Consider the following 15,221-nt stretch of genomic DNA (forward strand, 5'->3'; position numbering starts at 1 on the left):
TCAAAAGCCTTAAAATATAGAGACTATTTCAAACATGGCTCTCTAGGATATGGCAAGAACAGTACTCAATGATAATACATGGGAACAACTCCAAAGCACCATGAAGACTCATGGCTGTCATACTTGAAAAAACGACAGACAAGTCATGGAACCCATACTGTGGAAACTTCGTACAGGTGCCCTATGGCGTGATATACCGAGTGGGCTATGTCCATGGAGAACTGCCTACAACCGCTTTAACAGGTTGTCAAAAAAGGGGTTATGGGAACTATTTTTTTTGACCTACGAGCAAGTATTGATGAAGAACGGGTATTCGCAGACGGAAGCTACATCCGCTGTCATCAACATTCAAGCGGCGTCAGACGAGGAGAGCTTCGAGACACTGGGAAATCTTGAGGTGGAACCACCACCAAGATTCATCTCACCGTCGATTCGCATGGAAACCCGATTGATTTTAAAATCACTGAGGGTGACGTCCACGACAGCCAAGCGGTAGATGACATCATAGAGAGGTTAACGGATGCGACCTACTTCATTGCTGATAAAGCTTATGATTCTGAAACCATTAGAACGAGGCTCAAGCAAGACAACATAAGCCCTATCATACCTAAGAGAAAAAATGCTAAACAACCAGATCTAGCTTTTGATCATTATTTATATAAGCTACGACACTTGGTTGAAAACACGTTTGCAAGGCTAAAGCACTTCCGTAGTATTGCGACTCGATACGAAAAATTGGCTCGTAATTATAAGTCTATGCTGTATCTAGCTTGTACTATGATTCATTGTAAACTGAATTAGGGATACGCCCTAGATCCTGTTGATAATAGTAATAGTAATAGTAAAAGGTTAGCAAAGCGCTTAACGATTAATCTCAATCGATGCAATGATTTTGTTAGATATACCGATAAAATGACTGGCTCTAGCATTATCGCTTTATTATTATAATCTTACGCTGTTAGGCAATGCTGCCTTACTTAAGTAAATCAACCTCAGATATGTTCGGGGCGGTTCAGTCTTCATCCCAATAAGGATACTCACCAAAGCGCTCGGTAATCAGCTCAATAAGCTTTCGGCACCGCTTTGATAGAAATTTGTTTTTTGGATAGACCGCATAAGCGTTTAATAAGGGTAATTGAAATTGCTGCAATAATGGGGTCAATTCTCTGTCTTTTAGCTTTTAGTAAGCAATAAAGGTAGGAAGTAAGACGATGCCATGGCCTCTAACTGCCATATCCAGCAAAAAATTACCATTATTGGCGGTCATTCTTGAGCCAGTGCTGACAAGATGGCGCTGACCTTGTTCATCGGTCAGTTCTAAATTATGGCTCGGACTTAAACTGTATTGTAAAACACGATGCGGACCGCATGATAGTGGTAGGACAACAGTAATTGAGCGAGTCTTAAAGGAACGAATGATCTCATCTTTACCATGTTTTAGCTTGCCCCATCAATAGATCTTTGACGGGGCAGTATTATACCTCTAAGAAAGAAAAACCAGTTATTTTTAGTTGTCAGTCTACAGTTATTAACAGGTATACTTTCTATTATTACTGCTTAGAAATGGCTTTAAATTTAGCCACTTGCTTCGCATTAGTAATAGTCAGAACAGGCAAGTTGTTACCGGTCTTGCTGATGCTATATTTGCCTTGTACCGTTGCTGCGGCTGCTGTATCAAAACTGGCTAACGGCTCAGGACACCCTTTTCGAGTGCTTCTTATACCGCCTAGTTGTACGTTACCATTCACAACACTGTATCCAGCAGCTAGGTTATTACAGGTATTCATGAGAGCGACAAAATTGTTGCCGTTTTCATTCATAAAATTTAGAACCAATGGGTTCTTTGCATCAAAGAATAGCTGAGGAACTTTATTGTTATTTGCATCTTTGGCATCAACCAACTGCCAATGATAGGCTTGTAGGATATTTGATGTAATTGTCTGTTCTACTGGAGCTGTCACGCTAGGAGTAGTTTGGCAGCCAGCAGCTAATGTACCTACTGCTAAAACACCTGCCATCATCACTTTGGTCATGTTTTTCATATAAACGCCTATAAGATTAAATTTATTAAAAAATTATGCATAGCTGTCGTAGTCGATGATATTAACAGCTATAAAGCCTACGTATTGTCACAGAGGGTAAAAGAAGGTACAAGTAATCAAGTATGGCGATTTGGGTACTCCAGTTAAAGCGATGATAATAGAGGAAATTGATAAATTTCAGCATAAATCAGTGTACTGATAAATATTCCAGCCCCACTCAGCCAGATCATGTATACATGAGAAATCGACCACTCGACTTGCCATATGATTTGCTTTTTTGCGCTTAACCACTCTGTCACACTGATGCCGACCATCAACCACAATGCGCCCACCAAATAACCGCCTAACACATCACTCAAATAGTGTTCATTCAGCACAATTCTACTTAACCCAACCAATAACATAAAAAAGATAGAAAATATAATTATGTGAATTCTTTGAGCAAAATTTTGGTTAAATCGAATCAGTAGGTAGGTGATGAACCCGTATAAAGCAATAGTAATCGTAGCATGACCACTTGGAAACGAATGGGTGTGCTCAAACAATAAAATATCAGCAGGTCGCTCACGTTTAAATAAAAACTTGGTTAAGAAAGTAAATGCGGCGCTACCTGAAGTAGCAACCAGTAGTCCTATAAGGACATGGCGTTGCCGAAGCACCCAGCATATTATGATAGTAAGCAGCATCACCAAAACGGTCATAGGAGTAGAAGCAAAGCTGGTTATTTGAATGAAAAAATTAATAACGTCAGAGTCACGCAGTAAACTCATCTGCTGTGATACAAAGTAGTCTGTGGCAACAATAGGTTTCAATGTTGCCACGTTTTCAACCAGTCCAACGAATAACGCCAGTATATAACTCATTACTACCAATAAAAGCGTAAATGGTAAACCGTAAAAATGCCGTATATCGAACCGTTGTGACAGTATTACATACAGCTTAGGATGCCTATTCTTAAATCGAATGATGCGTGTGTGTTTTCCAAGATAACGCTTTATCATTACCCAGTAGCGAATTATTTGATTTAAAAACCGCTGTCCATAACGAATCATCACGTATTGTAAAACTAATAAAATTCCGACAGCCATAAAAAGCAGAGAAACGAGGGCGAACAGTGGTTGATTTTCTTGTATGAGTAACATTAATATTCAATCTTTTCGAGAATATCCCGAATCCTATATAATTACTTTTATTGTTTATAGCCGTTTTCTCGATATAAGTGTTTTTAGCATAGCAATCTCTCTAGATACTACGCTCATCTTCACCTATCCAATCAGGTCCTACTTCAACCTCAATATTCCGTGCATTAATTGGTTCATGGCATTCTGAACATACCGTTACGGGATGCATTATTTGGCCACATTCTTTATGCCTATGTAGCAACGGCGCACCACGTTCATCAGCCATGTGTTTGTCTCCCCAGCTAACCAATGCTAAAACGATTGGGTGCAAATCTAAACCACGCTCTGTCAACCGGTATTCCTCACGCAGTGGTTGCTGTTGATAGGCTACTTTTTTTAGAACGTCATATTCAACGAGCTTACGAAGCCGGTCAGACAAGACATGACGTGTTATACCTAAGCGTTGCTCAAATATATCAAAACGTCTGACGCCTAAAAAACAGTCACGTAAAATCATTAGCGTCCAACGATCACCAATGACTGCCAAAGTGCGAGCTACTGAGCAAGGCTGTTTATCAAGTTCATCCCAGCGCATATGTTACCTCCTACATGTATGAGTAATAGATTAGCTTGACAGACTCTGAAAAGAAAGCTATGTTTTTGTTAGTTCTAAAAAGGAACCTATAAGGAAATAGATATGTCTAGAGCACCCGTAGCGGTTGTAATTGGCGCAGGCGATGCCACCGGCAGCGCTGTTGCGAGACGTTTTGCAAGAGAGGGTTTTACCGTATGCGTGACCAGAAGGAGTGTCGACAAACTTAGCTCGCTAGTCAGTGATATTGAAGCCGCCGGTGGCATAGCAAAGCCATTTGGTTGTGATGCGCGTGTAGAGCAAGAGATGGTTGAGCTTTTCGCCCATATTGAACAAGACATTGGACCGATTGAAGTTGTGGTATTTAACATTGGTGCGAACGTCCATTTTTCCATTGTAGACACCACAGAAAGAGTCTACCGAAAAGTATGGGAAATGGCAGCGCTATCTGGATTTCTCACAGGTAGAGAGGCAGCAAAAGCAATGCTTCCCCGTGGAAAGGGTACGATTATTTTCACTGGCGCGACGGCTTCTTTGCGAGGTAGTAAAGGTTTTTCTGCTTTTGCTGGTGCTAAATTTGCTTTACGGGCTTTGGCGCAAAGCATGGCTCGAGAGTTAGGGCCAAAAGGTATACATGTGGCTCATCCTATTATTGATGGTGCCATTGATACCGCCTTTATTCGTGACAACTTTCCTGAGCGCTATGCACTTAAAGACCAAGACGGCATTTTAAATCCTGAGCATATCGCTGAGCAGTATTGGCAATTGCATTGTCAACCAAGAGACAGCTGGACGCATGAGCTTGATCTACGCCCATGGTTAGAGACTTTTTAGAAACTTTTTAATATATTTTGTCAGGAGTGCTTTGAGATGAGTAAAAAGGTAGAGTTTTTCTTTGATGTAGGCAGCCCAGCCAGTTATTTGGCATGGACACAATTAGAGAGTATTGCACAGCGCACCAACGCTAAAATCATTTGGCGGCCTATGCTGCTTGGTGCTGTCTTTCAAGCCACTGGTAATGCGTCACCAGCTGCAGTTCCTGCTAAAGGTGCTTATATGCTCAAAGACCTTAAGCGTTTTTCAAATATTTATGGGGTGCCGTTTAACTTCAATCCATTTTTCCCGTTGAATACGATGCATTTAATGAGAGGTGCGACCGCTTACTTGGAAGAACCTGAGTTCCAGACTTATTTAGCCGCCATTTTTAACGCTTTATGGTCTGAACAGCTAAACATGGAATCACCAGAAGTAGTGGCTGAGGTTTTGACCAAGGCAGGCATTGACGTGACTGATTTTATGGCTCGTATTAGTGAGACTGAGGTCAAGGAGCGTTTGAAAGATAGCACTGAGGAAGCTGTGGCGCGAGGTGTTTTTGGTGCGCCTAGTTTCTTCGTGAACGGTGAGATGTTTTTTGGTCAAGATCGCTTAAGTTTCGTTGAGACTGCTTTAAAAGAGTGGTCTTAACTAGCAACGGTATAGCATGAGTTGAGAGCTTTTTAGACTCCTAATTTTTTTAAATTATGAAGAGATTAATACGAACATCGGTTATAGTATTACTGAATTCTATCTTCATTACTTTTCATTCTATGATACTCATATTATTAAAGGTACTTTGCTCAGGCTCACGTTATGGATTTTATAGTATGTGGTTGCCATCCCACTTTACGTGCTGAATAAAGACTTTGATGCTAGCGTCCCTCTTTCTTTTTTATCTATTATATTACTACTGTTTATAATAGTGCGATAACAGGAGCATAACCCATCGTGATTTGGCTAAAAATGCTTATTGGGGCACTAATGGTATTAGCCATTCAGCTATTTACTCAAACTCGCTTTTTTTATTTAGCTGCACTTGCTCCACTTTTCCCAACCTTTACTTTAATTAGCCACTTTTTAGTGGGAACTCAGCGTAGTGTTGCAGATTTTAAAGTAGCACTGGTGTTCAGCATGTTGGGCGTTATACCGCATTTAATTTATACAGTTTTAGTGTTTTTTACCTTTAGTCATATTGGTTTATATAAGGCCTTGATATTGGGAGTAATGGGTTGGTTGGTAGCAGCTGCCATTTTAGTTTTAGCATGGCAGCAGTATCAGCTCTAATATGAATTCCTTCAATAAAATATTCTTAAATGTGGCTTGTTCCATGTATGAGATTGAGGCAATGTAAAAATATTTTATTTTTCTGTTCATTGCTGAGCGGTTTAACACATGAGAGACGCTCATAATTCACTCATAGATAAACACAAGCATTCTCTACTGTTTTAGCTTAGCATCTTACCCCTCATTAGTACTTAAGATATCTGTTGTGCTTCATCAATCTTATCAGTTAATACTGGCTGTAGTGGCATAATAAATTTCTGCTAAAATATGTAACTGCTTTACAAGCGATTCATAAGGAAGAGTTTCAATTGTCTCTAGATCCTTGGGTTTGGTTAGGTTTCTTTATTCTGCTGTCTTATACTGTAGAGGCGATAACGGGCTTCGGTAGCTTAGTAATAGCGCTTTCCCTTGGCGCACTAATGTTACCAATCAACCAAATGCTGCCAGTAGTAGTACCACTCAACGTTTTGATGACCGGTTATTTGGTCTGGCATAATCGTCAATATATATACTGGCCCATACTATTTAAACTGATTTTACCATTAATGTTATTAGGCACACTGGTGGGTTATGGGCTGCGACCGTGGGTTGGGGATTCTTTGCTTCAACTGCTATTTGGCGCATTAGTATTTTGGTTTGCTAGTCGCGAGCTCTGGCGTATACATCGCGGTATAAAGGCTGTTCCCCATACGCTTATGCTGAGCCGAGCATTGACTTTTGGTGCAGGCATTACGCATGGCTTGTTCGCGTCAGGCGGCCCACTTCTGGTTTATTCAATAGCAGGCATTAACTTAGACAAAAGCCGCATGCGCGCCACTCTCTTGGTCGTATGGCTCATACTAAATGGCTGTTTATCAGTACTATTCTTGTTAGATGGGACACTGTTTCCTAGTTTGCCATGCCTTGTTGTTTATCTACCACTGTTGGTTATAGGTGTCCTATTAGGTGAATACTTGCATCATCGTCTGGATGAGCAACGTTTCCGCCGATTAATTTATGGCTTATTAGTAATAACTGGAGCGTTGCTGATGATGAAGTCTGTTATGTGACGATGGAAATATACTTTTTTATATCGATCTATTATGAGGCAATAACACCAGATTCAGTCATTTTATCGGTATAGCGAATGGGTAAGTACTAAGCCCTTCTATCGCTATGGTGAATCATCTCTTACTCTTAGGTTTATTCCTATCTGCTTATCTTCCTCTAAAACTGCCATCGCCATATCAGTGTTCATACGATTCGAAACTTTCCAGCCAACGTTACTACGGGCAAACATATCAATGATAAAAGTGGTATAAATCTAGCCGCTGATCGTTACGATATTTAGTCGTGTCCTAGTCTTTACTACGCCAAACACTTTGCAAACGATGCAGCTCAATGATGTTAAATCTGTAGATATTAACTTGAGAGGTTTTAGTTATGTAGCTTAACGATAAGGCTAATGATCAGCTAATTGAAGGTATTCGATATTGTATTGAAGAATAATGATAACTATTATCATTATTGTTTGCGTTATTTTTATAATGTTGCTAAAGTGTGCATTCTTTATTGCTGAGTAGTGGGTAGCTCTTTGCATCTTCTAGTTTTAAGATGTTATCTATATTAATACTTCAATTACTTATCTTACTTTTATAGCAATTAAAAAGCATAACTTTACCGTGTTTTTCTAGCAGGTATTCATGATGTTATATCGAATCTCTTCTATCAGAAAAGCTGAAAAATATTAGTAAACACTAAATACTTCCAGGATTGTCATCTATGCCAATATTACCAACCTCTTTTGCTATAAAAAACTCTTCCTTACAAAAACCACTATGTTTAACGACTGGTAAAGCTTTTCTGAGCATCGCTATCGCCTCTATTCTTACTACTACCGCATTCGCAGCTGAGAGCGGTGGCCTTACTGTACAACAAATAGAAGCGCAAGAAGCGGCAGAACAGCAAGCTATGCCCTCTGTTGAGCTAGATACCATTGTCGTTAAAGCGGCGCGAGAGGAGCTAGAACAAGCAGCGGGTCTGTCAGTGATTAGTGAAGAGGCCATCAAAAAAGCCTCTGTTTCCAATGACATTGCAGAGATCGTGCGCAAAATGCCTGGGGTTAACCTATCTGGCTCCTCAACTTCTGGTCAGCGCGGTAACCAGCGCCAGATTGACCTACGTGGTATGGGACCGAATAACACGCTGATTCTAATCGACGGCCGTCCTGTTACTTCTCGCAATGCAGTTCGCCCTGGTCGTGCTAGCGAGCAAGATACCCGTGGAGACTCGCAATGGGTGCCGCCGAGCGCTATTGAACGAATCGAAGTATTGCGTGGTCCAGCCGCGGCTCGCTATGGTTCTGGTAGTATGGGCGGGGTAGTTAATATCATCACCAAAGCGCCTACTAAAAAAGAATTTTCGGTCACCGGTCACTACGAATCCCCAGAGAGTGACTTAGAAGGCAAAGACTGGCGCACCAATATCAATATGGCTGGCTCTTTAAACGACAAGCTGTCCTTCCGTACCACGCTGGGTTACCACGACAGTGAAGGTGATGACCCTTATATCAATGCCGAAGACGCCCAAATTGTTGATGGGAGCAACGGACCAGCTGCTTCGGTCGCGGCAGGTGTTGAAGGGGTGGAAAATGTAGACGTCCGCCAGCTTTTTGAATACGCTATGGATGCGATGAATACTGTGGGTTTTGAGGTCAACTACAGCACGCAAGATAACCGCTGGGCGGGCGACTCGCAATTCCAAACAGTCAATGATGACATGGTCGAAACCCTAGGGGGTGACACCACCAATAAGATGCGCCGCTATGGTGCTGCTTTAACCCATCGAGGTGACTATGAAAACTCCCGTAGTAACAGCTATTTAGAGTTTAACCGTACCAATAATGAGCGCTTGGCTGAAGGTACTGGTGGTAGTATTGAAGGTCAAATTAAGCCTCCAGTAGAAGGCGAAGATTACCTATGGAACAAAGCGACTTATGACACACTTAACGCCAAGTCAGAGTGGGATATCTTTTTTGACCGCCACACCTTGACTGCAGGCGCTGAGTTCCGTGGTGAAAAACTCAATAATCCTGTGGTTTCAGATTTAACTTTTGATGAAGGCTTTGACTTTGGGGATGTGGAAACTGACCCTGCTAAGCGCGATCCAAAATCAGATGCTTACCTGATAGGTGCTTATTTAGAAGACAACTACCAAATCACTCAAGATTGGTATGTAACCCCAGGGCTCCGTTTTGATTATCACAGCGAAGCCGGTAGCAATTGGTCACCGAGTATCAATACTACTTGGGACTTTAGCCCTAACTGGTCGGTGAAAGCAGGGGTCAGTCGCGCCTTTAAAGCACCATCACTTTATCAACTTGATCCCAACTATATCTACTACACTAAAGGCAATGGCTGTCCTTCTTGGATTCCGACTGATCAACGAGGCTGCTATGTTTTGGGTAACACTGATCTCGAGCACGAGACTTCTTGGAACAAAGAGCTGACTTTTACCTATGACGATGGTACAGGACTCAATGCTGGTCTGACGTATTATCATAATGCCTATGACAACCGTATTGGTGCGGGTGTAGATCGTGTGGGTGTAGTTGGTGTGGTGGTTGATAGTGCAGATATAAACCGCTCTGTTTTTCAATGGGAGAACCAAGGCGAAGCCATCATTGAAGGTCTTGAAGGCTTTGTAAAAGTGCCAGTGACTGACACGGTTTCTTGGTCTACTAATGTCACTGGAAATATTCGCTCAGAACGTAAAGATACTGGCGAAGCGTTATCATTAATCCCTAAGTTTACTGTTAATTCTAACGTTAACTGGGACATTACCCCACGTTGGAATACCGACTTTGGTGTTAGTTATTACGGAACTATTGAAGCGCCTGAAGTTTCAGTTACTACTGGCGATGCGTTAGAAACGCTAAAGCTTGATCGTAAGCCTTATGCACTTGCCAATATCAGCACTCGCTATAACTTGACGGATAGTGTCACCGTTGGTGCCGGAATCAAAAACTTATTTGATAAGCAAATTAAACGCGAAGGCACGGGTACCAATGCGGGTGCTCGAACTTTTAATGAGCCAGGTCGGGCTTATGTGTTTGATGTGAGTATTGATTTCTAATTCTTAGATAACCCCAGTTCGGGATAAGGGCTCAAAAAAAGATAAAAAAAGAAGTCCAAAGTTGCTAAAGTAAGTTTACCAAGACCACTTAAGCAAAAAGGACTTCTTACATGGACAACCTAACCGAACTATACTGCCATATTGACGACTTTTATCAGCAATTCAAACCTGAGTTTGAGGCTCACTTAATCGCAACGGGCCGTCAACGGCTAAGAGCATGCAAGATAAGTGTATCAGAGATGATGACCATCTTGGTACTGTTTCATCAACTGCGGTATCGACAGTTTAAGTCTTTTTACTACCATCACATGCTTGGCATGATGAAGCGGGAGTTTCCAAACTTGCCCAGTTATTCACGGTTTATAGAGCTGATACCACGCAGTATCATGCCATTATGTGCCTACTTGCAAAGCATGATGGGCGACTGTACAGGTATCAGCTATATTGATTCAACCAAGATAGCAGTTTGTCATAACAAGCGTATCTACCGTCATAAAGTCTTTGAAAGAATGGCAACCCGAGGCAAAAGCAGCATGGGCTGGTTCTATGGCTTTAAGCTGCACGCCATTATCAATCATAAGGGCGAGCTTTTATCTGTTAAAGTCACTGCGGGTAATATCGATGACAGAGTGCCTGTTAAGGATATGGCAACGTCTGTGTTTGGCAAGGTGTTTGGGGATAGAGGCTATATCAGTAAAGCACTAAACGAGTGGCTCACAAAACACAGTGATACCATGTTGATCACCAAACTTCGGCGTAATATGAAACTCCAATTGCTTGAGCCTATAGATGAGGCACTACTCAATCATCGCTCTTTGATTGAAACGGTGTTTGGAGAGCTTAAAAACTTGTGCCAAATCGAACACTCACGCCATCGTAGTGTCACGAGGTTTATCACAAACTTGCTGTCAGGTTTGATTGCTTATTGCTGGTTTCCCTATAAACCCACCATCAAAAACATGCCTCAGCAGGGACAGGTAGCCACATTGTAAATAGTATCAATGAGTTACAATGTGGCTTATCCCGAACTGGGGTTAATCATAATAAGCTCATCTATGACAACGTGCTCGATCAGCAGTTTGACGTCAACTGTCCTAACGAAGCATGGGTCAGTGATATCACCTATATCTGGACAACCGAGGGCTGGCTGTACTTAGCAGGCGTTAAAGACTTGTATACCAAAGAGCTGGTTGGCTATGCCATCAACAAACGTATGACCGCTGACTTAGTTTGCAAAGCATTGAACATGGCAATTAAGAATAAGAGCCCAAGCAAGGGACTAATTGTTCACTCTGACAGAGGTAGTCAGTACTGTAGCCATGCGTATCATAAGATTATTAAACAGCATCAGTTTATAGGCTCAATGAGTGGCAAAGGTAATTGTTATGACAACGCACCCATAGAGAGCTTCTGGGGTGTATTAAAGAATGAGCTTGTATATCATCAGGGCTATAAGACCAGATTTGCTGCTATTACCGATATCATTAGATATATCGAGTTGTACTACAACCAAACGAGAATTCAAAAGGGTTTAGGCTATAAATTGCCAAGACAGGTGTGGTTTGACTATTATCGTCAAGCTGCGTAACTAAAATCTCCCAAGTTTAACTGTACGGATTTGACGGCAGGGGTCAATTCCCAGAATCATTACTGCGAGATGCGATTAGTAGAGGCAACCTTGTGCCTCTACTGTCTCAGATAACTCCTGAACCTGTCGGTTTACACGTAATATGGCCTGCCAATCGTTATTTAATGCCCAGTGTCCGTTTTATCATTGATGAATTCGTACGGTTGTCTTCTAAAGGCCACTTCAATTAGCTAAAAATTAAAGACAGTCATATAAGGAAACTTTATGCGATATTGTGGAATATCATTCAACAATAGAAACGCTTTTGGACTGTTTATTTATACCTACCAATTCTTATAAGATAGCTTTGACATTGAGTCATCCACAAGTATCAATAAGGATTAGTGATTATGCCTGTAGTAAATATTCAGATGTTTGAAGGTCGGGATGAAGCTAAAGCCTCAATCGCCAAAGATGTGACTGAGTCTATCGCTAAACATACAGGGGTAGACCCTCAATATGTTTATGTAATTTTTAATGATGTAAAAACGGAAAACTGGGCTATCTCTGGAGAGCTTTTTTCTGAGACATTAAAAAAATCAAATTAGTAGATATTTTTAAGATATTCATCAAATTAAGATGGCTTAGATTTTCTAGGCCGTTTTTTGATATAAGTAATCACTTTGAAGGTAACTTCCCAAACATTGTTTTTTCAAGAACTATGTTACTTTGAATTTGAGACTTTAATCCTCAAACCTCAAGTTTAACCTTCTCATCTAGCAAGTGAACTACCTCGGAATTGTCGGCGACTTAATATTCTGAGAGAATAAGACAATGACAAGCATACACTCCTGAAATTAAAGAGCGCGCTGTTCGTATTCTAATTAAAGGAGCAAACGACTCCTCCTCGATCATAGATCAAACCGTACTCGCCTCAGTTCAAGCACAACGCCAAGAACAACGAATCAAAGAGCTTGAACGAGAGAGTAGAGAGCTAAAGCAAGCCAATGATATTATACGTAAGGCGGCGGCTATTTTCGTCCAGACGGAGCTCGGCCGGCCGCCCAAGTGATGGTTAAGTTCATCGATTATTATAAAGATACTTACAGGATTGAGCCAATCTGTGATATCCCACGGATTGCCTCATTCACCTATTACCGTATTAAACAGCTAGAGCATCGGTCATCCAGTCTGTTTCATTGGTTTTACTAGAGTATCTTTATTTTTTCTCAGGAGCATGTACTAAATCGACCACGTTCAAATCAAAACCTGACAAAGCGTAAAACTTCATCGGTGAGGACAATAAGCGCATATCACGAACACCTAAATGGCGTAGAATCTGCGCACCAACCCCAATGCTACGGTAAGGCTGCTGAGCACTAGTAGACATAGTTTGGTTGACAGAAGTTTTATCAAGCGCGTCACCTAAATCAATCGGTTGATGATTGCCAATCCAAACTAACACGCCGCGCTCTGAATTATTTATTTCTTCTAACGCCGAACGCACACTCCAGCCGCTACGTCCAGTTGAATCATTTTTAGCAGCAAATAAGTCACGTAACGGTTGAAATCCATGTACTCGAACGGTACTGACGCCTTGACTCACATCACCTTTTACTAAAGCTAAGTGAGTTTCGTCAGCGCCAAACTCACGGAAACGATGCAAGGTGAATGTACCATACTCAGTCTCAAAAGGATGTGAGTCAATTTCTTCCACTGTTTGCTCATTGGCAATACGATAGTTAATGAGGTCGGCAATGGTACCTATCTTGATATTATGCTCTTTAGCAAATATCTCAAGATCATCGCGGCGTGCCATCGTTCCATCAGCATTGAGGATTTCGACAAGAACAGATGCTGGCTCAAGTCCTGCTAAGCGCGCCAAATCGCAGCCCGCTTCGGTGTGACCCGCGCGGTGTAATACGCCGCCATCTTGCGCGATAATAGGAAAGATATGGCCAGGCTGTACAATATCTTCAGCTTTGGCTGAAGAGGCTACCGCTGCTTGAATAGTACGCGCGCGATCACCGGCAGAAATACCCGTAGTAACACCTTCAGCCGCTTCAATTGACACAGTAAAATTAGTATTAAACTTCGCTTCATTGCGATCTGACATTAACGGCAATGCCAGTTGATGGGCACGCGCTTTTGAAATTGTCAAACAAACCAAGCCACGCGCATGGGTAATCATAAAGTTAATGTCTTCAGGGCGCACATGAGTCGCTGCCATGATAATATCACCTTCGTTTTCGCGGTCTTCATCGTCCATCAAGATGACCATTTTGCCCGCACGAATGTCTTCGATAATCTCAGGAATCGTATTTAAGCTCATAGAAGGTCTCAATCTTTTATTATTTATAGGTGTGATTTGGAATATAAAGCATTATCTGTCTATTACAGTTGATTTAAACATTGCTTATATATACAGAGACATTTTAACGCTTTTCATCCTAAAGTGTCGTCTCATCTTTAAACTGTAGAAGTTATTTTATAGAAGTGAGTTATAAGCTTTAATTCACTATCAATATGGGATAGCATTGAAAAAAGAAGAGCACCTCACTAATCTAGTGTCTTCGACTAAGAAATCAACAAAGTTATGAGCTGACCTTAGAAGAATTTATCATCAATATCTATTTAACGGTATACTCTACGAAACTATGACCGCTGCCGTCAAATCCGCCCAGTTAAACTTGGGAGATTTTAATTACGCAGCTCGACGATAATAATCAAACCACACCTGTCTTGGCAATCTATAGTTCAAACCCTTTTGAATTCCAGTTTAATTGTATTCAAGCTCAACATACAGCTTGTAAGACTTTACTAAACCTTATCAGATTATTATTTTAACGCCACTCTCAACTTATTTCCCTAAGTAGCTGATTTTTAATGGCATTGCAAATTAGATATTTCTGTTACGCTAATTTGAAGCTAATAAAACCAAGGTCTTGTTTAAGTTGAGAGTGGGGTTATTTTAATAAGTAATTTCAGAAAAACTTATTTAATTGAGTTTATGTATAATTAAACAAATGTGCTTACCATACTATAATTTCCGTTTTCTGTACTGACCCCTATTAAAAAAGGAATTCTTATGAAAAAGCTTGCGGCTTGTCTTTGTTTTGCCATTGCTTGTATCTCTATTTCTCATGCTGAAACCATCGCTGGTTACAGCTTTGAAAAATACCCTGCTAAAATTTATAACGGTAAACCAGCACCCTTAAAATTAGGTGACTGGAGCTCTTTTCGTACTCGTCTGAAAGCAGCTCATAAAGATGGTGAAATTAACTTCGCGGGTAACTATATCGTAACAACCTGGGGCTGTGGTACAAGCTGTGTGTCAGGGGCTATGATTGATAAACGTACTGGCAAAGTATACGATATCCCACTGGGTGAAACTGAGGATAGTGTCACCCCTTATGAAAGTGGCGCAGAATGCTTCGCAGACGGCGCGGAACTCGATGACAACGAGCGTTTGGCTTTCTATCCAAATAGCCGCTTATTTATCAGCCGCAATTGTGAAGGCGAGAAAGTCAACGAAACCACCGGCAGACAACTGATCACCTATTATGTCAACATTTGGGATGAAAAGACCAAGACATTCAAACTAAAAAAGGTTCAGCAATCTAAACTCGTTAAAGTGGACTACAATCCATTTTAAACTAAATTTTTCCTGTACCTACCTTTTAAAG

At 41.2% G+C, this 15,221-nt stretch carries 13 protein-coding genes, 2 pseudogenes and 1 other annotated feature; of the genes and pseudogenes, 10 read left to right on the plus strand and 5 right to left on the minus strand.

Annotated elements, in window-relative coordinates; translation table 11 throughout:
* Window positions 1-49 precede the first annotated feature (49 nt).
* Window positions 50-801, plus strand: a pseudogene (locus AB8P72_RS04995) (IS5 family transposase).
* 211 nt (window positions 802-1,012) lie between these two features.
* On the opposite strand, the gene AB8P72_RS05000 reads toward AB8P72_RS04995, so the two are convergent.
* From AB8P72_RS05000 to AB8P72_RS05015, 4 genes are all read right to left on the minus strand, one after another.
* On the minus strand, window positions 1,013-1,162 hold the full coding sequence (locus AB8P72_RS05000) for a hypothetical protein (RefSeq protein WP_198328181.1): 150 nt from the start codon (window positions 1,160-1,162) through the stop codon (window positions 1,013-1,015).
* Between the two features lie 388 nt (window positions 1,163-1,550).
* The gene (locus AB8P72_RS05005) at window positions 1,551-2,042 is read right to left on the minus strand and encodes an META domain-containing protein (protein WP_313205653.1); all 492 of its coding nucleotides are present in this window, start codon (window positions 2,040-2,042) and stop codon (window positions 1,551-1,553) included.
* Window positions 2,043-2,185: 143 nt separating this feature from the next.
* Window positions 2,186-3,184: a phosphatase PAP2 family protein gene (locus AB8P72_RS05010; RefSeq protein WP_369958122.1), complete on the minus strand. Its 999-nt coding sequence runs from the start codon at window positions 3,182-3,184 to the stop codon at window positions 2,186-2,188.
* A 100-nt stretch (window positions 3,185-3,284) separates the two neighbouring features.
* A complete protein-coding gene (locus AB8P72_RS05015; protein WP_369958123.1) occupies window positions 3,285-3,758 on the minus strand; it encodes a winged helix-turn-helix transcriptional regulator in 474 nt (157 codons plus the stop codon).
* Window positions 3,759-3,860: 102 nt separating this feature from the next.
* On the opposite strand from AB8P72_RS05015, the gene AB8P72_RS05020 reads away from it, so the two are divergent.
* The 8 genes and pseudogenes from AB8P72_RS05020 to AB8P72_RS05055 all read left to right on the plus strand — a co-directional run bounded on the left by AB8P72_RS05020 (window position 3,861) and on the right by AB8P72_RS05055 (window position 12,143).
* Window positions 3,861-4,589 carry an SDR family oxidoreductase gene (locus tag AB8P72_RS05020; RefSeq protein ID WP_369958124.1) on the plus strand — a complete coding sequence of 243 codons (729 nt, stop codon included), beginning with the start codon at window positions 3,861-3,863 and terminating at the stop codon, window positions 4,587-4,589.
* A gap of 36 nt (window positions 4,590-4,625) precedes the next feature.
* On the plus strand, window positions 4,626-5,219 hold the full coding sequence (locus AB8P72_RS05025; RefSeq protein WP_369958125.1) for a 2-hydroxychromene-2-carboxylate isomerase: 594 nt from the start codon (window positions 4,626-4,628) through the stop codon (window positions 5,217-5,219).
* A gap of 300 nt (window positions 5,220-5,519) precedes the next feature.
* Entirely contained in the window at window positions 5,520-5,855 is a 336-nt protein-coding gene (locus AB8P72_RS05030) for a GlpM family protein (RefSeq protein WP_227678247.1), read from the plus strand.
* A 308-nt stretch (window positions 5,856-6,163) separates the two neighbouring features.
* Window positions 6,164-6,904 carry a sulfite exporter TauE/SafE family protein gene (locus AB8P72_RS05035; protein ID WP_369958127.1) on the plus strand — a complete coding sequence of 247 codons (741 nt, stop codon included), beginning with the start codon at window positions 6,164-6,166 and terminating at the stop codon, window positions 6,902-6,904.
* Between the two features lie 712 nt (window positions 6,905-7,616).
* On the plus strand, window positions 7,617-9,968 hold the full coding sequence (locus tag AB8P72_RS05040; protein WP_369958128.1) for a FepA family TonB-dependent siderophore receptor: 2,352 nt from the start codon (window positions 7,617-7,619) through the stop codon (window positions 9,966-9,968).
* 110 nt (window positions 9,969-10,078) lie between these two features.
* Window positions 10,079-10,960, plus strand: coding sequence for an IS982 family transposase (locus tag AB8P72_RS05045; protein ID WP_369958129.1), 882 nt, complete (start codon window positions 10,079-10,081; stop codon window positions 10,958-10,960).
* 35 nt (window positions 10,961-10,995) lie between these two features.
* Window positions 10,996-11,556, plus strand: a pseudogene (locus AB8P72_RS05050) (IS3 family transposase); the annotation flags it as partial.
* A gap of 389 nt (window positions 11,557-11,945) precedes the next feature.
* Complete coding sequence (locus AB8P72_RS05055; protein WP_068404796.1) at window positions 11,946-12,143, plus strand: 4-oxalocrotonate tautomerase family protein; 198 nt, start codon at window positions 11,946-11,948, stop codon at window positions 12,141-12,143.
* A gap of 421 nt (window positions 12,144-12,564) precedes the next feature.
* Window positions 12,565-12,680, plus strand: a sequence feature (AL1L pseudoknot).
* A 74-nt stretch (window positions 12,681-12,754) separates the two neighbouring features.
* Here AB8P72_RS05055 and AB8P72_RS05060 read toward each other — a convergent pair.
* Window positions 12,755-13,867 (minus strand): bifunctional 3,4-dihydroxy-2-butanone-4-phosphate synthase/GTP cyclohydrolase II, encoded by a 1,113-nt coding sequence (locus AB8P72_RS05060; protein ID WP_068404798.1) that lies wholly within the window; start codon window positions 13,865-13,867, stop codon window positions 12,755-12,757.
* A 756-nt stretch (window positions 13,868-14,623) separates the two neighbouring features.
* On the opposite strand from AB8P72_RS05060, the gene AB8P72_RS05065 reads away from it, so the two are divergent.
* A complete protein-coding gene (locus AB8P72_RS05065) occupies window positions 14,624-15,190 on the plus strand; it encodes a hypothetical protein (RefSeq protein ID WP_305935377.1) in 567 nt (188 codons plus the stop codon).
* The last annotated feature ends 31 nt before the right edge of the window (window positions 15,191-15,221 follow it).

Source organism: Psychrobacter sp. CLB018, from assembly GCF_041222815.1.
Taxonomy (GTDB): Bacteria; Pseudomonadota; Gammaproteobacteria; order Pseudomonadales; family Moraxellaceae; genus Psychrobacter; species Psychrobacter faecalis.